Source organism: Sphingomonas albertensis (assembly GCF_014358075.1).
Taxonomy (GTDB): Bacteria; Pseudomonadota; Alphaproteobacteria; order Sphingomonadales; family Sphingomonadaceae; genus Sphingomonas; species Sphingomonas albertensis.
On sequence record NZ_JACONT010000001.1, the window covers coordinates 151,198 to 173,524 of the forward strand.

19 protein-coding genes are annotated in these 22,327 nt (G+C 66.9%); 9 read left to right on the forward strand and 10 right to left on the reverse strand.

Annotated features, from left to right (window positions below; all coding sequences use genetic code 11):
• Positions 1 to 6: 6 nt before the first annotated feature.
• The gene (locus H8S47_RS00665; RefSeq protein ID WP_187501999.1) at positions 7 to 726 is read right to left on the reverse strand and encodes an OmpW/AlkL family protein; all 720 of its coding nucleotides are present in this window, start codon (positions 724 to 726) and stop codon (positions 7 to 9) included.
• Positions 727 to 961: 235 nt separating this feature from the next.
• Between H8S47_RS00665 and H8S47_RS00670 the strand changes: the two genes are divergently transcribed.
• The 4 genes from H8S47_RS00670 to H8S47_RS00685 are packed head-to-tail and all read left to right on the forward strand — an operon-like array spanning position 962 to position 5,623.
• The gene (locus H8S47_RS00670; protein ID WP_235982516.1) at positions 962 to 2,419 is read left to right on the forward strand and encodes a TolC family protein; all 1,458 of its coding nucleotides are present in this window, start codon (positions 962 to 964) and stop codon (positions 2,417 to 2,419) included.
• The gene (locus tag H8S47_RS00675; protein WP_187502001.1) at positions 2,416 to 3,417 is read left to right on the forward strand and encodes an HlyD family secretion protein; all 1,002 of its coding nucleotides are present in this window, start codon (positions 2,416 to 2,418) and stop codon (positions 3,415 to 3,417) included. Before H8S47_RS00670 ends, H8S47_RS00675 begins: the two co-directional genes overlap by 4 nt.
• Positions 3,414 to 4,550 carry an ABC transporter permease gene (locus H8S47_RS00680; protein ID WP_187502002.1) on the forward strand — a complete coding sequence of 379 codons (1,137 nt, stop codon included), beginning with the start codon at positions 3,414 to 3,416 and terminating at the stop codon, positions 4,548 to 4,550. The genes H8S47_RS00675 and H8S47_RS00680 overlap by 4 nt, the downstream gene beginning before the upstream one ends.
• On the forward strand, positions 4,454 to 5,623 hold the full coding sequence (locus H8S47_RS00685) for an ABC transporter permease (RefSeq protein ID WP_235982517.1): 1,170 nt from the start codon (positions 4,454 to 4,456) through the stop codon (positions 5,621 to 5,623). Before H8S47_RS00680 ends, H8S47_RS00685 begins: the two co-directional genes overlap by 97 nt.
• Positions 5,624 to 5,699: 76 nt before the next feature.
• On the opposite strand, the gene H8S47_RS00690 is transcribed toward H8S47_RS00685, so the two are convergent.
• The gene (locus H8S47_RS00690; protein ID WP_187502003.1) at positions 5,700 to 6,983 is read right to left on the reverse strand and encodes a DEAD/DEAH box helicase; all 1,284 of its coding nucleotides are present in this window, start codon (positions 6,981 to 6,983) and stop codon (positions 5,700 to 5,702) included.
• A 195-nt stretch (positions 6,984 to 7,178) separates the two neighbouring features.
• Positions 7,179 to 8,954 (reverse strand): putative bifunctional diguanylate cyclase/phosphodiesterase, encoded by a 1,776-nt coding sequence (locus H8S47_RS00695; protein WP_187502004.1) that lies wholly within the window; start codon positions 8,952 to 8,954, stop codon positions 7,179 to 7,181.
• A gap of 240 nt (positions 8,955 to 9,194) precedes the next feature.
• Here H8S47_RS00695 and H8S47_RS00700 point away from each other — a divergent pair, with 240 nt between their 5' ends.
• On the forward strand, positions 9,195 to 10,202 hold the full coding sequence (locus H8S47_RS00700) for a LacI family DNA-binding transcriptional regulator (RefSeq protein WP_187502005.1): 1,008 nt from the start codon (positions 9,195 to 9,197) through the stop codon (positions 10,200 to 10,202).
• Here the strand turns inward: H8S47_RS00700 and H8S47_RS00705 are convergent.
• The 3 genes from H8S47_RS00705 to H8S47_RS00715 form a co-directional block, all read right to left on the reverse strand.
• Positions 10,174 to 11,319 carry an MFS transporter gene (locus tag H8S47_RS00705; protein WP_187502125.1) on the reverse strand — a complete coding sequence of 382 codons (1,146 nt, stop codon included), beginning with the start codon at positions 11,317 to 11,319 and terminating at the stop codon, positions 10,174 to 10,176. The genes H8S47_RS00700 and H8S47_RS00705 overlap by 29 nt on opposite strands.
• An 86-nt stretch (positions 11,320 to 11,405) precedes the next feature.
• Positions 11,406 to 13,727: a TonB-dependent receptor gene (locus H8S47_RS00710; RefSeq protein WP_187502006.1), complete on the reverse strand. Its 2,322-nt coding sequence runs from the start codon at positions 13,725 to 13,727 to the stop codon at positions 11,406 to 11,408.
• Positions 13,728 to 13,826: 99 nt separating this feature from the next.
• Positions 13,827 to 14,915, reverse strand: a complete 1,089-nt coding sequence (locus H8S47_RS00715) for a Gfo/Idh/MocA family protein (RefSeq protein WP_187502007.1) — start codon at positions 14,913 to 14,915, stop codon at positions 13,827 to 13,829.
• 26 nt (positions 14,916 to 14,941) lie between these two features.
• Here H8S47_RS00715 and H8S47_RS00720 point away from each other — a divergent pair, with 26 nt between their 5' ends.
• From H8S47_RS00720 to H8S47_RS00735, 4 genes are all read left to right on the forward strand, one after another.
• Positions 14,942 to 15,850 (forward strand): aldo/keto reductase, encoded by a 909-nt coding sequence (locus H8S47_RS00720; RefSeq protein ID WP_187502008.1) that lies wholly within the window; start codon positions 14,942 to 14,944, stop codon positions 15,848 to 15,850.
• Entirely contained in the window at positions 15,847 to 16,923 is a 1,077-nt protein-coding gene (locus H8S47_RS00725; protein WP_187502009.1) for an LLM class flavin-dependent oxidoreductase, read from the forward strand. The genes H8S47_RS00720 and H8S47_RS00725 overlap by 4 nt, the downstream gene beginning before the upstream one ends.
• Positions 16,924 to 17,044: 121 nt before the next feature.
• Entirely contained in the window at positions 17,045 to 17,470 is a 426-nt protein-coding gene (locus tag H8S47_RS00730) for a fasciclin domain-containing protein (protein ID WP_187502010.1), read from the forward strand.
• A 71-nt stretch (positions 17,471 to 17,541) separates the two neighbouring features.
• Entirely contained in the window at positions 17,542 to 18,477 is a 936-nt protein-coding gene (locus H8S47_RS00735) for an NAD(P)/FAD-dependent oxidoreductase (RefSeq protein WP_187502011.1), read from the forward strand.
• Here H8S47_RS00735 and H8S47_RS00740 read toward each other — a convergent pair.
• The 4 genes from H8S47_RS00740 to H8S47_RS00755 all read right to left on the reverse strand — a co-directional run bounded on the left by H8S47_RS00740 (position 18,433) and on the right by H8S47_RS00755 (position 22,223).
• Entirely contained in the window at positions 18,433 to 19,392 is a 960-nt protein-coding gene (locus H8S47_RS00740) for a Brp/Blh family beta-carotene 15,15'-dioxygenase (RefSeq protein WP_328805373.1), read from the reverse strand. The genes H8S47_RS00735 and H8S47_RS00740 overlap by 45 nt on opposite strands.
• A gap of 37 nt (positions 19,393 to 19,429) precedes the next feature.
• Positions 19,430 to 20,197, reverse strand: coding sequence for a bacteriorhodopsin-like (locus H8S47_RS00745; RefSeq protein WP_187502013.1), 768 nt, complete (start codon positions 20,195 to 20,197; stop codon positions 19,430 to 19,432).
• Positions 20,198 to 20,471: 274 nt separating this feature from the next.
• Positions 20,472 to 21,161 (reverse strand): PAS domain-containing protein, encoded by a 690-nt coding sequence (locus H8S47_RS00750; RefSeq protein WP_187502014.1) that lies wholly within the window; start codon positions 21,159 to 21,161, stop codon positions 20,472 to 20,474.
• Positions 21,162 to 21,314: 153 nt separating this feature from the next.
• Entirely contained in the window at positions 21,315 to 22,223 is a 909-nt protein-coding gene (locus tag H8S47_RS00755; protein WP_187502015.1) for a LysR family transcriptional regulator, read from the reverse strand.
• Positions 22,224 to 22,327 lie beyond the last annotated feature (104 nt).

Below are 22,327 nucleotides of genomic sequence, written 5' to 3' on the forward strand. Positions count from 1 at the left end.
CGGCCGTCAGAGTCGTATGCCGAGCCCGACGCCGAACACCAGAGGGTCGAGGCTGATCGCGACGCGCTGCGTGCCGGCTGCCGTCGTTCGCAGCCGTGCGGTCGTGTCGATATCGATGTATTTGACGTCGAGGTTCAGGAACACCCTCGGCGTGATGTCGATATCGACGCCTGCCTGTGCCGCCCAGCCGAAGCTGTCCTTCATGTGAACGTCGGTCGATCCGACCGCCGCGATGAGGCCGTCGGACGCCTTTTCATTCCAGAAGATCGTGTAGTTGAGCCCGGCACCGACATAGGGGCGGACCTTGCCGGTCGGATTCAAACGATATTGCGCGGTCAGCGTCGGCGGCAATACCCATGTCGAGGCGAGCTTGCCGATCGAGCCGGTCGTGCCGCTGCGGCCATCGGCGTGATGCTTGGTGGTCGAGGCGATCAGTTCGAAACCGATGTGATCGGTCGCCATGTAGGTGACGTCGACCTCGGGCATGAAACTGTCGTTCGCGCCGACACGCTCGCCGGGAAACGCAGGCAGGATGCTGCCGGACTTTTCGTTCGGCGCAACCAGGATCGTTCGTACGCGCACCAGCACGTCGCCTGCGGCGATGCCTCGACGCGGGGCCGGATCGGTCTGTGCCAAAGCCGGGGCGGTCTGCGCGAGGGCCGGTGCGGCCACGATCATGCCCGCGCATGCCGCACCGATGGCGAGGTTCTTGATCGACGATGTCATGGTCCGGCTCCTGTAATCCAAGGCGCCCGGGCTACCCGTGCAGCATCGAGCAGGCGTTGATCGCGGACAAGGGTTGCGTTGACCGCGGTCAAAGACGCGACGCCCGCCACCGCGCATTTCGCGGCCATGGGCAGTCCTGCTGGCTTACCCGTCGCGTCCCGCGAATTGCTTTGCTAGGGTCATGGCGGGCGAGGATTCGAGGGCGATACGGGTGGGGGGAAAGTGGCACTGGTCGATGGCGGTCGCGCTGACGGCGTGCCTTTCGTCGACTGCCGAGGCGCAGACGGCGCTCAGCTTCGACGCGGCGCAGATGCGGTTGGATCGGACGTCGCGCGCGCTGAGTGCCGCCGATCACGGTGTCGATGCGGCGAAGGCGGGGGCGGACGCGATGCGCACGCTGCACCGACCGATCGTCACCGCGTCGGCGCAGTATCTCGTCTACGAGAAGACGCTGTCGGTCGATCTCGCGGGGGCCAAGGGCAATGCGCTGGGCCACACCCAGGATTTCCTCGCGGCATTTCCCGGTAGCGTGCCCCCGGCGTTTCGGCAGATCGCAGGCGAGATCACCGGGCGGTTGTCGCAGGCGCTGCCGGGTCTGTTCGATGCGATCCCCGACCAGCTCAGCTACCGCTTCCGCGACGAGGTGTTCCGGCCGACCGTACAGGCGGCGATGCCGCTCTATACCGGCGGCGCGATCCCGGCGATCCAGCGTGCGGCGCAAGGCGGCGTCGCGATGGCCGAGGGACGCCGCGCGCAGGTGATCGATCTGGCGCGGATCAACCTGATCCGCGCCTATTTCGGGCAGCAGGCGGCAGCCGGGCTGCTCGAAGCCGCCCGCCGCAGCCGCGATGCGCTCGACAAGATCCTGTCGGATTCGCGCAAGCTGGAGGCGGCGGGGGTCATTTCGCGTGCCCGGACGCTGGAGGTGCAGGTTGCGCGCGATACTGCCGAGCGCACCTATCAGCGTGCCGACCTGTCCAACGCGACCGCGCGCGACGAACTCGCGCGGCTGCTCGAGGTCGAGGGCAACGTGGTGCCGACGACCGCGTTGTTCGTGCAGACGCGTCCGCTGGCGCCGGTCGAGACCTATCTGGGCAGCGAGGGCACGGCACCGGAGGCACGGACAGCGGATGCCGGGCGGCAGATCGCCGACGCCGGCGTCGCGCTGGCCCGGTCGCGCCGCCTGCCGCAGGCCTATGCGTTCGGTGAATATAACTTCAACCGCTCCAACGCGCTGCCGATCGAGCCGGACTGGATCGCCGGCGTCGGCGTTCGCTACACCATCCTCTCGAACATCGACCGCCGGCGCACCGAGGACGCAGCGCGCTCGCAGGCCGCCGCCGCCGCGGATACCGCGGCCGAGGCACGCAGGATCGCCACCAGCGCGACGATCCGCGCGTACAATCTCGTCGAGGGCGCCCGCCGCTCGTTCGTCCTGCTCGACAGCAGCATGGTCGCGGCGCGCGAGAATGTCCGCGTGCAGGCGGTGGCGTTCCGCGAAGGCGAGGGGACCGCGACGCCGGTGATCGCCGCGCAGGCTGCGCTCGATACCGCCGAGGCACAACGCATCGCCGTCGCCTATGAATACGACCTAGCGCTCGCCGGGCTGCTCGCTTCGGCCAGCCGGCTAGACGCGTTCGGTGCGCATCTCGCGCAGGCCGACCAGCGCCTCACCTACGGAACCGACCGATGAGCGACCCCACCGCCCCGCCGACCCGCCGTGCGCGCGTGCTGCTCTATGTCGGCCTGATCGTTGTGGTCGCGACTGTGGGCATCGGCTTGTGGCTCGCGAGCCGTCCAGGACCCGAGCAGATCCAGGGCATGGTCGAGGCGGACAGCGTTAACGTCGCGACCAAGGCGCTGGCCCGCGTGGACCGGTTGCTCGTCGACGAGGGCGCGCGGGTGAAAGCGGGACAGGTGCTCGCGACGCTGTCGAGCCCGGAGCTTGGCAATGCCGAGCGTCAGGCGCAGGGCGCGCTCGATACCGCGCGGGCGCTCGATGCGGTGGCACAGGCCGGCGCGCGCAGCGAGGATGTCGGCTCGCTCCGCGCGATCTGGCAGTCGGCGCAGGCCGCGGCGGATCTCGGCGCGACGTCGAGCCGCCGCGCGGACACGCTGTACGCCGAGGGGGTCATCGCGGCGCAGCGACGTGACGAGGCGCATGCGGCGCGCGACAGCAGCCGGATGTCGGCCGAGGCCGCACGGCTGCAATATGAGAAGGCGCTGGCCGGGCCCCGTCGCGAGGACAAGCAGGCTTCGGCGGCACAGGTTCGGATCGCGCAGGCGGGGTTGTCGACGGCACGATCGCTGATGACCGAGACACGGCTGGTGTCGCCGATCGACGGTGAAATCTCACGCAAATTGCTCCAGCCGGGTGAGATCGTCAGTCCTGTGCTGCCTGCCTATCAAGTGATCGACATCGACCATCCGCACGTCGAGATCACGGTGCGCGAGAGCCAATATGCGGGCGTCCGTCCGGGCGGCATCCTGGTCGGCCACGTCCCGGCGCTCGGTCGCGACGTCCGGTTCCGTATCACGTATATCGCGCCCGAAGCCGCGTTCGCGACGGTCCGCGCGACGCGGCAGTCGAGCGGCTACGACGTCCGCGCGTTTGCGGTCCAGCTGCGGCCCGTCGAACGGGTCGCGGCGCTGCGTCCGGGCATGAGCGTGCTGTTCGACTGGCCGCGATGAGCGCGTTCCGGCGGGCGCTGGCCGAGGAGCTCGCGCATCTCTGGCGCGATCGGTTCGATCTCGCACTGCTGACGCTGGTGCCGCTGATCTGCCTCGTCGTGATGGGCGGGATGCTGTCGCGGGGCTCGCCGCGTGGCCTCGGCGTGGTGATCGTCGACCAGGATCGCAGCGTCGCCTCCCGGTCGATCGTCCGCGCGATCGGCGCGGTCGATGCGCTGACGATCGTCGATGACGTATCCAGCCTGTCGGAGGGGTTTTCCGCGATCCGGCGCGAACGGGCGATCGCGGTGGTCGTGCTTCCATCCGGTCTGGGCGGGGCGCGGACGGCGGCGACCCCGCGCACGATCGAGATCTTCTACCAGACCGCGTTTCTGTCGACCGGCGCGCTGACCTCTGCGCTGCTCCAGGCGACGATCACCGCGGACCTGGCGAGGCAGGTACCCACAAACGCCGGCGTCGGCGGGATCGCGTTGCTCAGGGTGCCGCTGCCGGGCGTACAGGTGACGCTGCTGGGCAATCCGTCCGCCAGTCTCGAATGGTATCTCGGCCTGCTGATCGGTCCCGCGATCCTGCATCTGCTGATCGCCGTGACGTGCGCCGCATCGCTCGGGCGCGAAGTGGTCGACGGGTCGATGGCGCCCTGGGCGGTTCGGGTCGGTGCCCCTGCGATGGCGGCGGCGGGCCGGTTGTTGCCGCATGTCGTGATCGGTACGCTCTGGCTATGCCTGTGGCTGTTGTGGCTGACGCTGGGGCAGGGCTTCGCCTTTACCGGCGCGATCGGACTCGTCGCGATCGGCGGGCTGTTGCTGTTCGTCGCGACCGCGGCGATCTCGACGTTGCTCATCGCGCTGACCGGCGAGGTCGCCACCAGCCTGTCCGCGAGCGTGATCTATGCGGGGTCCGCGCTCGCCTATTCGGGCGCGTCGCTGCCGATCACCGGCGGCATCGCGGTCGCGCGGATCTGGAGCGCGATCCTGCCGCTCACCCATTTTGTCACGCTCGAGATGCACCAGACGATCGGCGTGGACACCGTGATATGGGCGAAGCAGGCGGCGATCCTGATGCTGTCGGCTTTGGTCGCGGGCGGCGGCGCGGCGCTGCTGCTGCGGCGGCGGGCGCGCAACTCGGCATGAGTTTCCGCCAAGCCTTCGAAGGCGCGCTGCTCGAAATCCTGCGGACGCGCGATCTGGTCGCGGTCGCCGTGATCTCGGTGCTGTTCTACGCCTTCTACTACCCGGCACCCTATGCGCATCAGGTCGTCGAGCGCCTGCCGATCGTCGTCGTCGACGCGGATCGCAGTGCCGTCTCACGCGCCATCGTTCGCAACCTCGGCGCCGCGCACGAGGTGGTGATCGCCGCCAACGTATCCGACATGGTCGCGGCACGAGCGCTTGTCCGCAACCGGCAAGCCGAGGGCATCCTGCTGATCCCGCACGATCTGGGTTCGGCGGTGATCGAAGGGCGACCCGGCGGCGGCATCGCGGTCTGGCTCAACGGCGCCTATCTGCTCCGCGCGGAGGCGGTCGGAAAGACCGTCGGCGCGGCGATCGGTGCGACGCTCGAAGGTCGGCTGTCGGGGCTCGCGGAATCGGTCGCAGTGCCGGTCACACCGGTCGTCACCCGTCCGCTGTTCAACACGACCGAGGGGTATCGCGACTATATCTTCCCCGCGGTGGCCAACATCATTCTGCAACAGACGCTGTTGTTCTCGGTCGCGCGTCTGATAGCCGAGCGGCGCCGCAACGGCCGGTGGCAGCGCGGAATGTTCCTCGGCGTATGGGCTGCGTGCACGACGATCGGCACGCTCGGCGCGCTGTTCTACTTCGGCCTGATCTACTGGCTGCAGGACATTCCGCACGGCGGCAACATCCCCGCGCTGCTCCTGACCGGGCCGCTGTTCGCCGCGACCGTGTCCGCACTCGCACTGACGATCGGCAGCATGGTGAGGAGCGGCGACGATGCGCTGAAACTGCTCATCCCGACGTCGATCCCGTTCGTGTTCCTGTCGGGGTTCGCGTGGCCGCTGTTCGCGATGCCCGGCTGGGTCCAGGTCATCGCCTGGATGATCCCCGTCACCCCGGCGACGCACATCTTCGTGCCGCTCAACCAGATGGGCGCGTCACTGGGCGAGGTCCGTGGTGCGGTCGCGATCCTGGTCGTGCAACTGGCGGTGTTCGGATCGGTGGCGCGTTACCGTTTGCGATGAACGCACCGAGCAAGGTGCGATCTGCCGATCCGCACCCCAAGCCCGACGCCGTCCCCCCGTGTCTCGTATCGTTCCGTCAGGCAGCCTTGGCGGCCATCCGCGCGGCGAGCTTCTCTTCCTCGGTCCACACCTTGCGCTCGCGCGCGGGCTTGGCAGGCTTGATCTGCTTGACCGGGCCGCCGCCCAGCACCGGCGCGCGCTTGGTCGAGTGACGCGCGATTTCGCAATGCCATTCGTGGTCGTCCTGCACGGTCAGGGTGCGCCCGATCTCGCGCTCGACATCGTGCAGCCACGCGCGCTGCTCGGCATCGCACAAGGTGATCGCGAAGCCGCTGCGCCCGGCACGACCGGTACGGCCGATGCGGTGGACATAGCTTTCCGGCAGGCTTGGCAGGTCATGGTTGAATACGTGCGTCACCGTGTCGACGTCGATCCCGCGCGCGGCAATGTCGGTCGCAACGAGCACCTGCACGGTGCCGGCACGGAACGCGTCGAGCGCACGCTCGCGCTGACCCTGCGACTTGTTGCCGTGCAGCGCTTCTGCGGTGATGCCTGCCTCGCCGATGAACGCACACACGTCGTTCGCGATGTTCTTCTGGAGCGTGAAGACGACCGCCTGGCCCATATTCGGCGTCTGCAACAACGCCAGCAGCGCCGCCTTCTTGTCGGCCGCGTCGAGGAACATCACCGACTGGTCGATCCGGTCGACCGTGGTCGAGGGCGGTGCGATCTCGACCTTGGCCGGATCGCGCAACAGGCTCTCGGCCAGCGCGGCGATCGACTTCGGCATCGTCGCCGAGAACAGCAGCGTGTGGCGATCCGCCGGCAGCGTCGCAACGATCCGCTCGATCGGCTTGGCAAAGCCCATGTCGAGCATCTGGTCGGCCTCGTCGAGCACCAGCGCTTCGAGCTGCGACAGGTCGCAAAGGCCCTGCTCGACCAGATCGAGCAGGCGGCCCGGCGCGGCGACGATGATGTCGACACCGGCCTCGAGCGCCTTGACCTGGTGGAACTGGCTGACGCCACCGAAGATCGTCATCACGCTCGGCTTGATGTGCCGGCCGAAGCTCTCGAAGCCGGCGGCGATCTGCGAGACGAGTTCGCGCGTCGGCGCGAGCACCAACACGCGCGCGCCACCCTTCGGCGCCGGGCGAGGGTTGGCGGCAAGGCGGTGGAGCAGCGGCAGCGCGAACGCCGCGGTCTTGCCGGTACCGGTCTGCGCCATGCCGAGCATGTCACGACCCCCCAACAGCATCGGGATCGACTGCGCCTGGATCGGCGTCGGGTGGGTATAGCCCTCTTCGGCGAGCGCCTGCAGCAGGGTGGGCGCGAGCGAGAGATCGGCGAAAGTCATGGTCATTGTCACGCGGCGCCTCCAGCGCTGAGCTAAAGCTGCGCCTGGTAGGGCTTAGCGTCCTGAGCGCGGGCAGGTAGGTTTTATGCTGCACTGCGTCAATCAGGAAAGCCGGGGGAGGGCGGTTTGACGCTGGAGTCTTTATCGAGCCGCGCACCGCGGATCGTCCCGGCCCGTCACCTCGGCCTTGCGCGAGGCGTCCTAGGCGACCAACAGCGAGGGCGTACCCTGACGCTCCTCCAGCCATTCGGCGAACTGCTCGGCTTCCATCGGCCGTGCGAACCAGAAGCCTTGCGCCTCCTCGCACTGCAATTCCGTCAAGATGGCAGCGGCTTCGGCCGTCTCGATCCCCTCCGCGACCACCAGATAGCCAAGCCGGTGAGCGAGACCGATCATCGTCTCGACGAGCACGAAGTCGGGCCCGCTAGGTTCGGTGAGATTGCGGATAAACGCCTGATCGATCTTGAGGACCCGGGCCGGCAGCTGCTGGAGATAGGCCAGGCTGCTATGGCCCGTCCCGAAATCGTCGATCGCAAGGCGGATCCCCGCCGCATCCAACTCGCGCAGCACAGCCATGGCCTTTTCCGGCTGCTCCATGATCGCGCTCTCGGTAAGCTCGATCTCCAGCTGGTCGGGGCGTAAACCGCGCTTCAGCAGGCCGAACTGAATACGCTGGACGAAATCCGCCTCGCCGAGATTGGCGGCGGAAATGTTCACCGACAGCGCGACCGCGGCGCCCGTTCCTCCCCAGTCGGCAAGCTGCTCCATCGCCGCGTCGACCACCCATTGCGTCGTCTGTCGCGCCAGCGAGGTCTGTTCGATAAGCGGAATGAACTCGGCCGGGGAAACGTCGCCCAGCCTTGGATGTCGCCACCGCAGTAGCGCCTCGGCGCCGACACACCTGCCGGTCGTCAGGTCGATCCGCGGCTGATAGACGAGGCGAAGTTGGTCGGTCATCTCCAGCGCCGTGCCGAAGTCGCGGAGCAGGCCGTATTGCCGCTGGTGCGCGGTATCGCTCGACGACGAATATAGCGCGATGGCGCCGTCCGCGCCTCGCGCGTCCTGCGCCGCGCTGGCAGCACCGCGCAACACGTCGTCGGCCGGCATCTCCCCGAGAACGAACGGACGTACGCCGATCGCGACGTTGGTGACGAACCGGACCGAGGACGACGCCCGGATCCGCTCGAACTCCAATTGAAGCGCCTGCAGATAGGCGACCTGTTCGATGCCCGGTGGCGACAGAAACGCGAGTTGCGCCGGGCCGACATGATAGGCCGAGCGCGTGGGTTTAAGCACCTTGAGCAGCGACCGGGTGGCTTCGCGGATCATCTCGTCGACGCGGGCGCCGCCGAGAACCCGCGTGATCCTGCTGATCTGATCGTCGCGCGCCAGATCGACCACCACGGCAAGCCGCTGTTCGCCCGGATGATCCCGTGCCAGATCGATCAGATCGTCGCGGAACTGCGTGCGCGTTGGCAGGCCGCTAACCGGATCCACGTGTCCGAACGCGTGCTGCAACTCGATCTGGGCCATCACCATCGCGGCGAGATCGACGAGCGCGGCCAACTCCCTTGGCGTTGCCTGTCTGGGTTCGGTTCCCAGGACGCACAGCGCGCCCAGGCCGTAGCCGTCGCTGGTGATCAGCGGCGCTCCCGCATAAAATCTGGTTCCCGCGCGACCCAACACGCTTTCGGCGTAATAGGGATCGGCGTGAAGGTCTTCGATTACCAGCAATGCGCTCGATGCGGTGACCTGGGCACAGGGCGCCCGGTCGCGGGGAATGCTGGTATGATCCACGCCAACCCGGGATTTGAACCATTGCCGGTCGTGATCGGTCAGGGAAACCGCGGCAACCGGCAGACCGAAGATCTGGCTCGCCATCCGGGTGATCCGGTCGAAGCTCTCGGTTGGCGAGGTGTTGAGCAGCTTGAGCTGGTACAGAGCGTCAAGCCGGGCTTCTTCCTGATAGTCGCGCACGCGGTACTCCTTGCGCGATCATTATAGGATCAAAACCTTAACGGTTTCATCCAATTACCAAAAACGATTTTATTTGTCGGCATTCGGTTTCGACAGGTTCGTTCGCCCGATCGAAGCCCGTCGGCTGTGTCGTCCATGCACCGATCCAGCAACTAATTGCCAACCTCGCCGGGCTCGAACCAGTTTGCTTTGACGCTGTTGCGATATGTCTCCATCCAAGACGCGCAAGGGGAGGGCAGCGTGCGGCCAACTATCAACGACGTGTCGCGGCTTGCCGGCGTTTCGATCAAGACGGTCTCACGCGTGCTCAACAACGAGCCTCGCGTCTCGGAGGCGACGCGTGCGCGGGTGACGGCGGCGTTCGCGACGCTCAAATACCGGCCGAACATGGCCGCGCGGACGCTGGCGGGGCATCGCAGCTTCCAGATCGCGCTCGCGTGCGACAATCCCAGCCCCTATTACGTGTATGAAATGCAGTCCGGCATCCGTGATCGCTGTCTGGTCGATGGCGTGCGGATGATCGCGCAGCCCTATGACCACGACTCCGACCGGCTGATCGACGACATCGAGAGCCTGATCGACGGATCGGGCGTCGATGGACTGATCCTGACGCCGCCGGCGACCGATTACCCCGAAATATTGGCGCTCATGGCGCGTCGGAACGTGCGGTTCGTCCGCGTCTCGCCGGGGACCGACCTAGATCTCACCGCATCGGTGTTCATCGACAATATCGGTGCTGCGACCGTGATGACGCGGCATCTGCTGGCACTCGGCCACCGCCGCATCGGCTTCGTCTCGGGGCATGCGAGCTATGCGACCAGCGTGCAGCGACTTGCCGGATATCGCGCCGCGCTCGACGAAGCCGAGATCGCGTTCGATCCCGTCCTGGTACGGCCCGGCGACTATGACTTCGCATCCGGCGCCGACGCGGCCGAGGCGCTGTTGGCGCTCCGCCTGCCGCCCACCGCGATCTTCGCCTCGAACGACGACATGGCGGCAGGCGTGCTCAGCGTCGCGCACCGCCGCGGGCTGTCGGTACCCACCGACCTGTCGATCGCCGGCTTTGGCGACGACGCGATCTCGCGGTTCGTTTGGCCCGCGCTGACGACGATCCGCCAGCCCACGCGGACGCTCGGTTATAAGGCGGCGGATCTGCTGCTCGCCGCGGAGTTCGCCGTGAAGCGGATCGAAGTGCCGTTCGAACTGATCCGCCGCGACTCTACCGGGCCGGTTCGATCCGCGGGATGAGCAACTGGATGAACCCCAGCGCCAGCAAATAGCTGCACGCGCAGATCGCCAGCATCGGCGCATAGCCGAAGCCGTGGCCGAGCGACCAGGCGGACAGCTGGATCATGCCGATCGATCCCATGTTGCCACAGAACGCCGCGATCCCGATCGTCGACCCGACCGACCGCGCGGGCATGACGTCGGTGGTCAGCGCAAAGACGTTGGTCGAGAACCCCTGATGCGCGAACAGCCCGAGGCCGAGCACCAGCGCCGCGGTCCACGGGCTTTGCAGCGACAGCACGATCGGCACCGGCAGGATGAGCAGCGCATATAGGAGTAGCGTAGATTTCCGCGCACGGTCGAGGCTCCAGCCGCGCGCCATCAACCGCGTCGGCAACCAGCCGCCGGTCAGCGCGCCGCACGCCGCGAGCGCATAGACGAGCGCGACGGGGAGCCCGACCTGACCCTGCGGCAGTCCGAACAGCCGGTGGAACAGATCGGGCAGCCATGAAAGCATGAAGAACCAGACCTGATCCGACAGCACTTTGGCGACTGCGATGGCGAGCGTCCGGCGATCCTTGAACAGGTCGATCCAGCGGATCGGCGCGGGGCCACCGGTTTCGGCGATCGCGGCGGGCATCTTGAACGCGAACCACGCGGCGACCCAGACCAGCCCCAGGCCGCCAGCGACGAGGAACGCCGCGCGCCAGCCGAACGCGATCGCGAGCGCCGGGATGACGAGCGGGGTTATGACCGCACCGACATTGGGCGCGGTATTGCCGATGCCCAGCGCGATCGAACGGTCCTTGGGGCCGAAATAGGTCGCAGCGGATTTCACCGCCGCGGGGGTGCCGATCGACTCCGCCGCGCCGAGCACGACGCGCGCGCCGATGAACCCGCTTACGCCGGACACGAACGCGTGTGCCATGCCGGCGAGGCTCCATACGAAGACCCCGGCCGCAAAGCCGATCCGGAGACCGACCCGGTCGATGAACCAGCCGGTCCCCAGAAACGCGACCGCGGCGGCGAACTGGAACGCCGACGCCATGTTGCCGTAATCCTGATCGGACCACGCAAACTCCTGCTCAAGCGTTGGCTTCAGCAACGCCAGGATCTGCCGATCGACATAGTTCAGCATGATCGCGAAGAACACGAGCGCCACGACCCCCCAGCGCGCCTTGGAATGGGCGAGCGAGGGGGTCGGGGAGGTCTGTACCGTATCCGTCAAAAGTTCAGCCTTGCGGTGATGCCGGCGTAGCGATCCGCCTCGCGCGGGATGATGTAGCGATAGGCCCCACCGGGCCCGCCGCTGGTGATCGCCGAGGCGAAGCTGGTGTCGAGCACGTTCTTAATCTGGAGCACGACCCTGAAGGCATCCTTTGCGTCGATGATGCCCGCCGAGAGATCAAGCAGGCCGTATGCCTTGATCGTGGTCGCGTCGCGGATCGCGGCGCTCGCGTCGAACTGCGAGATCTGGCTGGACTGGTATGAGCCTTGCGCGCCGACCGTGAAGTCGATGCTGCCGCCGGTGCGGATGCGGTAGTCGCCGCCGAGCGATCCCTTCCACCGCGGCGCGTAGCCGAGTTGCGTGCCTGCGGGCACGACGCCGGTGGTCGAGCCGTTGGTCGGGATCTTGAACTGGTCGACATGCGCGTCGGTATAGGCGAGCCCGCCCGAGATGTTGAGATCGCGGACCGGACGATAGAGCAGGTCGAGCTCGCCGCCGCGGGTCGAGATGTCGCCCGCGTTGGTGAAGCGGGTGACGAGCACGCCCGCGACCACGTCGGGGTTGTTCGCCTGGAAGTTGTGGTATTTGGCGTAATAGGCGGCGAGGTTGATCACCAGCTTGCCCCCGAACAGCGTGTTCTTCAGGCCGATTTCATAGCTGTCGGCGGTCTCCGGATCGATAACATTGGTGCCGGTCGCGCCGAGATTGTAGAAGATGTTGAACGCCGGCCCTTTATAGCCGCGCGAATAGGTCGCGTAGGCGGTCGATTGCGGTGCCAGGTCGAATTGCAGCCCGCCCTTGCCCGACCAGTTGGTGTTGGTGGTCTTGCCCGCGAACGGCCCGAAGCTCGGGTTGATGCCCGGCCCCGCAAGCGTGGTGACGCGGCTGTGGAATACGTCGAGCTGGTCGCTGGTATAGCGGACACCGCCGATTGCGCGGAACCGGTCGGTGAGGTTGAAGACGCCCTGGCCGAAGAATGCGAGGTTCTTGAAGGTCGAGCCGAACACCGCGGTGCCGGTCGGCCGGGTCACCGCCGTCCCCGCGGTCGAGCAGGGGGTGAGCACGGTCGGCGTCGGCGTGGCGGTGCAGACGACGTCGTCGCGGCGGAACGTCCGTTCGGTTTCCGCGCGCGAGTAGAATGCGCCGACCACATAGCTGAAGAACTGGTTCGACGGCGACGCGATCCGGACTTCCTGCGTGAAGGTGTTGCTGACCTGCGGTCCGAAATCATGGAGCTGGTTGGCACCGACATACGCGGTCGGCAGCCAGTCGCCGTCGCGGATCTCGGTATTGTCGTATTCGCGGTACGAGCCGATGTACGTCACCGTCTGCGTGCCGAGCGTGGCGTCGGCTTGCAGCGAAACGCCCCAGCTCTTCTCGTCGGTATGCGTGATCAGGTCCTGGTTGACGGTGCGTGACTTGTTGCCGTTGCGGTCGGGCAGGACGCTGGCGGTGAGGCCCGTGGTCGGCGTGGTGCCGATGACCTCGGCGCAGCAATCGTCGTTGCTCCGCCGATAGTCGCCGATCAGCGTGAAGGTCAGGTCGGGCGTCGCGTCGGCGACGACCATGCCGCGGAAGCCGTAATGCTCATACCCGTTCACGCGCCGGTTATCGTGCGCGACGTTGCGGATATTGCCCGCGTAATTGCCGTAGAACCCGGTGAAGCGGCTCTTGATCGTCTCGCTCACCGGAATGTCGAGCGCGGCGCGGGTGCGATACTCGTTGCCGTTGCCGTTGCCGGTGAAGACCGAGCCCTCGACCGAGCCGGCGAGCACGTTGCCGGGACGCTGGGTGACGATGTTGATGACGCCCGCGCTCGTGTTCTTGCCGAACAATGTGCCCTGCGGACCGCGCAGGACTTCGATCCGGTCGATGTCGATCAGGTCGCTGAACGCTTCGCCCGCGCGGCTGTAGACGACGCCGTCAACGACCGTGGAGATCGAGGGCTCGCCTGCGACCGAGAAGGTCGAGGTGCCGACCCCGCGCAGGAACAGCGACTGGTTGATCGTCGTGCCCGATTTGCGAAAGTTGAGCGTCGGGACGAGATACTGCGCGCCCTCGAGGTTCACCGCCCCCTGCGCGGCGATCTGCGCGCCCGAGATCACGGAGACTGCGACCGGCACATCCTGAAGACGCTCCGAGCGCTTCTGCGCGGTCACGACGATCTCGCCCGGCACGGACGCATCGGGCGGGCTGGTGGCGGTTTGGTCGGTCGGTGTGTCCGGCGTGGCCTGGATCGGTTGCGCATCCTGCGCCCAAGCCGGTGCGCTCAGTCCTGCGGCCAACGCCACCCCCGTCAGCAACCAATGCGTTTTCATGCGCGTCCCCTCCACAATTCCTACTTCACGAGTAGGTTATACAGTGTCCTGCGCTGTCATACACCAATTCGCCTTGGAGGGTGCAAAGTACCGCTTCATTCAAAACCCGAGTTCGGCCATCTCCACGACGCGCTTCGTGCGGGCGCTGATCTCGGCGGCGGTACCGATCGCGACCGCCATGAGCCCGTCGCGCGCGGTAACCTCGACGTCGATCTCGCCGCGCACCGCAGCGATGAACTTCTGGTGCTGATAGAAGGTCGAGCCGTGATGGCTGCCGGCGTCGAGCGCGGTGCGATCGACCTCGATCACCTGCCGTTCGACCTGTTTCGGATTAAGGAACCCGGTGCGCGGGCTGAACACCAGCGCGCCCTCGGGAATCAGCACGTCGAGCCGTGCGGCATCGCCGACCGCGGTGATCTCCTCCTGGTTCTCGGCGCCGTCCGCGAACATCGACAGGTCGAGCATGGCACGGACGCCGTTGGCGAAATCCACCGTCGTATAGCTGTTGTCGATGATGTCGGGCCGTTCGCCGTCATAGCGCTCGTCGACATGGTTCACGTCCATCGCGCCCGAGCAATAGACACGGACCGGTTCCGACTGGACGATCAGCCGCATCAAATCGAAGAAATGGCAGCATTTCTCGACCATCGTCCCGCCGGTGCTGCGGCTGAAGCGGTTCCAGTCGCCGACCTTGGGCAGGAACGGGAAGCGGTGTTCGCGGATCGACAGCATCCGCAAGCGCCCGATCCGGCCGCCATGCACCTGGTCGATGAACGCCGCGGCGGGCGGCATGTAGCGATATTCCATCGCGGTCCAGAACGGCCGAGTCATCTGCGCGGCGCGATCGACGACCCAGCGCGCGTCCTCCAGCGTCGTCGCCAGCGGCTTTTCGCACAGGATCGCCACGTCCGCATCGAACAGCGGCGCCAGCACGTCGCGGTGCGTGTAGTTGGGGCTCGCGACGATCACCGCATCGACCAGCCCGCTGCGCGCGAGCGCTGCCGCATCGGCAAATTCCTGCACGCCGTCGCCGCGCATACCCAGCGCATCGCGCGCCCAGCCGAGCGACGCGCTCACCGGATCGGCGATCGCCGTCACCACTGCGCCGGGGGTGACCGCGAGGTTCTGGAGATGCTCGACCCCCATCATGCCGGTTCCGACCAAACCATAACGTACTTGCTCGACCAAGCCTATTACCCCTATTCGTGACAGCGATGTCGCAGCTTGATCCTACACCCAAAGCCATTCCCCTCGGCAAGAGCGGAATCCTTGTCAGCCCGATAGCCTGGGGCATGTGGCGGTTCGCCGGAGTGGGCGTCGCCGAAGGACGCGCGTTGATCGAGGCGGCGTTCGAGGCGGGCGTCACCCTGTTCGACACCGCCGACATCTATGGTTTCGACGGCGCCGGCGGATTCGGCGATGCGGAAGTGTTGCTCGGCCGGATCTTCGCAGAGGCGCCCGGCCTGCGCGAGCGGATGATCCTATCGACCAAGGGCGGCATCCTCCCGCCGCTGCCGTATGATTCCAGCCCGGCCTATCTGGCGAAGGCGCTCGATGCCTCGCTGACGCGGCTCGGGGTCGAGCAGGTCGATCTTTACCAGATCCATCGCCCGGATATCCTGACGCATCCGCAGGAAGCGGCGCGCGCGCTCGAGGATGCGGTGACCGCGGGCAAGGTGCGCGCGGTCGGCGTGTCGAACTACACGCCCGCGCAGGCCCAGGCGCTGGCATCGTTCCTGACCATCCCGCTCGTCAGCCACCAGCCGGAATTTTCGCCGCTTCACCTCGAACCGCTCGAAAACGGGCTCTTCGACCAGGCGATGGAGCGCGACATGGCGGTACTCGCCTGGTCGCCGCTCGGTGGTGGCCGGCTCGGTGTGCCCGCCGACGCGCGCAGCGCAGGGGTGGCAGCGGCGCTTGATCGCAAGGCAGCCGAGACGGGCGCGAGCCGGGCGGCGACCGCGTATAGCTGGATCATGGCGCATCCGGTGCGCGCGATCCCGATCGTCGGCACGCAGAACCCGGCGCGGATCGCCGAACTCGCGCAGGCGTTCGCGATCACCTGGACCCGGCAGGACTGGTACGATGTGCTGATCGCGGCGCGCGGCGAGGCGCTCCCGTGACCAAATCCTGCGAAGTCAGCTGGTTCTCGGCGCTGTGCGACGACGATTACGAGTTTCTCGGCGTGCCCGATCCCCGGCTGCAATCGACGTGGGAGCATTGCCGCGACATCGTCCTCCAGGCGGAGACCGGTGGCTACGACAACATCCTGCTCCCCTCCGGCTATGCGTTGGGGCTCGACACCACCGCGTTCGCCGCGGCGATCGCGCCGATGCTGCGTCGGATGGCGCTGTTGATGGCGGTGCGCGTCGGCGAAAGCTGGCCGCCGCAACTCGCGCGCCAGATCGCGACGATCGACCGGATTCTCGGCGGGCGGCTCAACATCAACATCATTTCGTCCGACCTCCCCGGCGAGACGCTCGCCTCCGGCCCGCGCTATGCCCGCACGGTCGAGCTGATGCGGATTCTGAAGACGCTGCTGAACGGCGAGCCGCTCGATCACGACGGTGAGTTCTGGAAGCTGAAGCTCGACCCGCCGCGGATCGGCACGGTCTCGGGCAAGGCGCCGTTGCTGTACTTCGGTGGACTGTCGCCGGACGCGCGCGAGGCAGCGGCGAAAGAATGCGACGTCTATCTGATGTGGCCCGACACCCGCGAGAAGGTCGCCGACATCATCGCCGACATGACCGCACGCGCCGCTCGCCACGGCCGCACGCTGCGTTTCGGCTACCGCGCGCACGTCATCGTCCGCGAGACCGAGGACGAGGCGCGGGTGTACGCCGATCGTCTGCTCTCGAAGCTCGATGCCGAACAGGGCGCGGCGATCCGCGCCAAGTCGCTCGATTCGGGGTCTGCCGGTGTCGCGGCGCAAGCGGCATTACGTGAAGGCGCATCGGCCGACGGCTATGCCGAGGACAATCTGTGGACCGGCATCGGGCGGGCGCGCTCGGGATGCGGCGCGGCGATCGTCGGCAATCCCGATCAGGTACTCGCCAAGCTCGCCATGTACCAGGATATGGGGATCGAGGCGTTCATCCTCTCCGGCTATCCGCACGCCGCGGAAGCCGACCTGTTCGCGCGCCACGTCCTGCCGCGGATGACACACGCGCCATTATCGGTCGTGATCGACGCCTGAGCGGCTCGGATTACGTGCTGGGGCGTACGATACGACCCAAAGGTCATATCGCGCCGACATGGGCTTGATGGGAAGGACGCGCGCCGGACACCGGCATCAGCCTCCGATTTCAGGATAGACCATGACCGATACCAAGCATGACATCGTCGACACCGCAGTTGCCGCAGGGTCGTTCACGACGCTGGTCGCCGCCGTCGGCGCGGCAGGCCTTGCCGATACCCTGAAGGGCGAGGGTCCGTTTACCGTCTTCGCGCCGACCGACGCGGCGTTCGCGGCGCTGCCGGCAGGGACCGTCGACGACCTCGTCAAGCCGGAGAACAAGGACAAGCTCACCGCGATCCTGCTCCTCCACGTCCTGCCGGGTGCGGTCATGGCCGGTGATGTGAGCGGCAAGGTTCTAGATCCCGCGACTGCAGGCGGCTCGACCGTGCATGTCGACGGCACCGACGGTGTCACCGTCAACGGCGCGCGCGTAATCACCGCCGACATCGCGTGCACCAACGGCGTGATCCACGCGATCGACACGGTGCTGCTACCAACCGGTTGATCGCCCAGCGTAATTGATATGTACTCGATACCGGGATCTGATCGTCCCGGTATCGTTGTTTGGAGACATGCGTGAAGGTTGCGATCGTGGGTGCGGGTATCGCGGGACTGTCCTGCGCGGTGCGTCTCCAGCAGGATGGCTGTGCGGTGACACTGTTCGACAAGGGTCGTGGCGCCGGTGGGCGCATGGCGACGCGGCGCTCCGACACCCCCGCAGGCGAGACAGCCTTCGATCACGGCGCGCAATATCTGACGATGCGCGACCCGGACTTCGTAGCAGCGATGCACGCGTGGAAATCGGCGGGAGTCGTCGCGCCCTGGCCCGTCGCGGGCCCCGAGGCCTGGGTCGGCACGCCCGGCATGAACGCCATCGTTAAGCATCTCGCCGCGCAAACCGACGTGCGCTGGAATTCTCGCGTCACCGACGTCCACAGGACGCCCGAGGGCTGGGTGATCGACCCGGATACGACGGGCGCGCTGTTTGACGCCGTCGTCATCGCAACGCCCGCGGAACAGGCCGCGCCGTTACTGGCACCGCACGATCCGGCGATGGCAAGCGAAGCCTTGGGCTGTCGGTCTGCCCCCTGTTGGACGGCGATGTTCGCCTTCGAAGCGCCGCTGACGATCCCGCACGACGTGCTCAAGGATGCCGGAATCATCGGCTGGGCGGCGCGGAACAGCGCGAAGCCGGAACGCCAGGGCCCGGAGTCCTGGGTCGTCCAAGCGACACCGGACTGGTCGAACGAACATCTGGAGCAGCCCGCCGACACCGTGGTCGATCGGTTGCAGACGGCGCTGGCCGAGCACGCCGAGGAAGGACTACCCACGCCGATATTCCGCACCGCCCATCGCTGGCGCTACGCGAAGACGGCAGGGCTCGATCTCGGGTCGCTCTGGAACGCCGGCGAGCAGATCGGCGCGGCAGGCGACTGGCTGCTGGCTCCACGGATCGAAAGCGCGTGGCTATCCGGCCGACACCTCGCCGAGCAGATCCTCGCCAGCCCCTGATGCCGGGAAGTGCTGGCGATCACCCTGCGCCAGACGCCGCTCTATCCATTTCGAAAACGCCAGATGCGGCACCGCGACGGTCGCGAGCAACTGGAACGCCTGCGCGGTCAGGTCCGCGGGCAGGGACCGTCCAAGGCTGCTGGCGAACAGGACCCAGCCGCCGATCGCCGCCACCGACAACGCCGCCCCCGTCGCCAGCCACCAGCGCTGCGAAACCCCGCCCAGCGTGATCCGCGCATCGGCTAGATGACGCGGTGAGTGCAGGAACACGAAGAACAGCGCGAACCCGGCAACCGGCGGCGCGATGATCAGTCCCAAGATCGCAACCGCCGTCGCCGTAGCCCATTCGCGCGCACCGTTCCTCCAGGCGTCGCTGATGCCGACGATCGTAACCAGTAGCGCGACCGGCGCGACCGCGATCAGCGACCGCGCGACCGTTTCGCCACCGGGGCCCCCGACCATCGCGACGAACAACCGCGCGACTTCGGCCGGGTGGCCGATCGCGGGCGCGGCGATGATCGCGGTCCCGGCCGCGACCTTCAGCAGCGGCTCGTCGATCATCGTCCAGTCCTCGCCGAAATGGACCGAGGCGACCGCGACGAACAGGACCAGCGCGACCAGCGGGCTCGCCACCCACATCACGGCCATCGCGACCGCGATCCCGACATAACCACCGACCGCGAGCCCGAGGCCGCGGCGTCCGAGGCGGCCGGTACGCGCGAGCAACGCGATGTCGTAGGCGCCATGCGGCATGCCCCCGCCGATGAAGACAATCGTGGCGATCAGCGTCGCGATAGGTCCATCGAGCGACAGCCCCGCTGCCAATGCGGTCGCGAGGTACAAGGCAGCCAGCCAGAATCCGGGATGCACGAAGCCGCCGCGCCCCGAGGGGACGCGGCGGCCTAGGCTCGTCACGGCAGCCGATGCCGCAACCCGAGGAGAAGCCTCGGTATCAATGATTGTGGACGGCGACGCCATGCGCCTCGACCTGCGACTTGCGGACGGAGATCATGTAGATCAGCACGCCGACGCCGGCCTTCGCGACGATGTCCGCGATGGTGTAGCCGAGCTGGATGACGGTCGTCGCGGTCGCACCGCTGATCCCGGCATAGGGCGCCATGTAGACGATCGGGTAGAAACCCCACGACGCGAAGGTCAGCAGGCGGGCCTTGCGCACCAAGCCGCGCGCGACGGCCGGCTGCTGCTCGATCGAGTCGCCGAGTCCGCGGAACAGCTCCCAGACGATATAGACGAACGGGATCGACGACAGCGTGCCCCACAGGGCGCGGGTCGGGATGTCGGTCGCGATTTCGCCAGGATAGCCTAGGACGATCATCAGCGCCGCGGCCGAGCCGAGACGGACGGTCTTGGACGAGGTCTCCTCGGGCGACAACCGCATCACCAGCACCAGCTCGATCAGCAGCAATGGCACGGTCAGCAGCCAGTCGACGTATCGATAGGCGTCGTTGAATGCGAAGCCGGTGCCCGAGATGATCCCGTCCTTGAGCGAATAGGTCTCGTTCCAGCTCTCGAAGATCCGCAGATAATGATAGGCAGCGATCGCGGTCACCAGCCCCGAGATGGTGACGGCGGTACGGTACGCCGGCGCGACCTGCGATCGGCACAGCCACAGGAAGGCGGTCGTCGCGGCCATCGTCGCGAACGTGAATGAAAACGCGTTATATACCAGCGAGAACTGGAACGGGGTTATGCTGTCCATGAAGGTCTCCATCACCTTGCTGTGCCGCGCCCGCTACGCTGGCGAACCGGCCTTGTTGCGGGAGAGCGAGGGCCGACGGAGCGATCGGTTTCGGTCCACCCGGGGATGGCGCCACAGCGACTTCAAAGGGTAACGGAGGGAATTCCACCCGAGCCGCGGAACCGATGGCTAATACGGTCCGAGACCCAGCCGCTGTGACGACCAAGAACCAAATACGCCTGGGTGGGGCAGGGGGCGATACGGACCTTGGCCCATATGCGACATGCGATATGGCCTAGAGCCCGGCCTCGACCGCGAGCCGGATCAGGTCCGCGGTGGTCGTCAGGCCGAGCCGGTCCATCAGGATCGCGCGGTGCATTTTCACCGTCTTCTCGGCCAACCCCAGTTCGGCGGCGATCTGCTTGTTGAGCAGGCCCTGCGCGACGAACTTGAGCACCTGGCCCTGCCGCGGCGACAGCGCCTTGACCATCTCCGCCGCACGGATGCGTCGCATGCTGGTCGGCGGCGCGGCGTTGGTATCGATCTCGACTTGCGAGCCGAGGAAATATAGCAGCCGGTCTTCCTCGTCGTACAGCGGCGCGACCAGCACGGCGTTGCGGAACGGCTGTCCGTTGCGCTTGTAGTTGAGGATCTCGACCAGCACCGGCTTGTGCTCGCGCACCCCGCGGCGAATCTCTTCCGAGAGCCAGGGCTCGGTCGCCGGCCCCGAGAGGAACCGGCAATTGCGCCCGATCACCTCGTCCGCGGGATAGCCGGTCAGGTCGCAGAACGGCTGGTTGCACGCCACGATCGGGTTGTCGGGCAGGCGGGGATCGCTGATCACCGACGGGATCGGGCTGTCGGTGACAAGCCGCACGAGGCGCTGGTTCGATTTCGCGTTGGCACTGTCGGTGTCGACCGATCCGGGATCGGCCGCAGCGGCGTTCGCCAAGATGGACTCGGCCAATATGGAATCGATTGTCATCTTGCACCGCCCCCCTCGGTACCTGATCGCAGGCCTGCGCCCTTTGGGGAAGCGATAGCATGATTTCGGACACCACGCCTAAGGCGATGTTCGCGCGTAAGGCGACTTGGGTAAACTAAGAGCGAGCGATAGCTGTCGAGCCAGCGTGCTACCTCAGGCTATACGCAGGCCGTCCGCGAGCGCCTCGACGAACGCATCGACCTTCGGATTGAGCTGGCGACTTCGCGGCCAGACGAGGTGCAGCGGCAGTCCGGCAGTAGCGTGGCCGGGCAGGATCTCGACCAGCTCGCCGCGGCGGAGTTCGTCGCGGATCAGCCATGTCGCGAGCTGGGCGATACCGAACCCGGCCCGCACCGCGCCGACCTGCGCCTCGGCGCTGCCCAGCGTCATCCGGCCGGTCATCGTCCGCTGCTCGACGGTGCCGCCGTCATAGCCGAAGCGCCAGTCGATCGTGCTGCCGTCCCCGCGACCGTACAGGATGCAGTCGTGCTCGGCGAGCGCCTCGACCGACATGGGCGTACCACAGCGCGCGAGATAGGCGGGTGCGGCGCAGAAGACGAGGTGCTCGTGACCGAGCGCGCGGCGTCCCAGGCCGTTACCGCCGACGTCCGACGCGCTGATCCGGACGGCGACGTCGACGCCCTCCTCGATCAAATCGACGAACCGGTCGTTGAAGCTGATCTCGGGGCGAAGGTTCGGGTGGCGCCGGCAAAAATCCAGCAGCACGGGCATCACCTGGATCCGCCCGAACGCCACCGGCACGTTGATCTTCAGCCGACCGACCGGCTCGGTCTTGTGTGCCGCGAGCACCGCCTCCGCGTCGCCCAGTTCGGCCAGTACGCGCACGCAGGTGGAATAGAACGCCGCGCCCTGATCCGTCAGCGCCAGCCGGCGCGTGGTCCGTTCGAACAGCCGGCTGCCGAGCCGCGCCTCGAGCCGGGCGACGCCCTTGCTGATCGCCGAACCGGTCAGGTTCAGGCGCTCGGCGGCGGCGGTGAAGCTGCCTGTATCGGCGGAGACGACGAACGCCTCGATGCCCTTCAATCGTTCGGATGGGATCATGGGACTAGCGTATTGCGGAATATCCGTCGCGACAATGCGGAATTAATGCCGCAAGCGTGAATTTTTATCGCTCTTATGTAGGCGAGCTTCAACAGGAGTTCCGC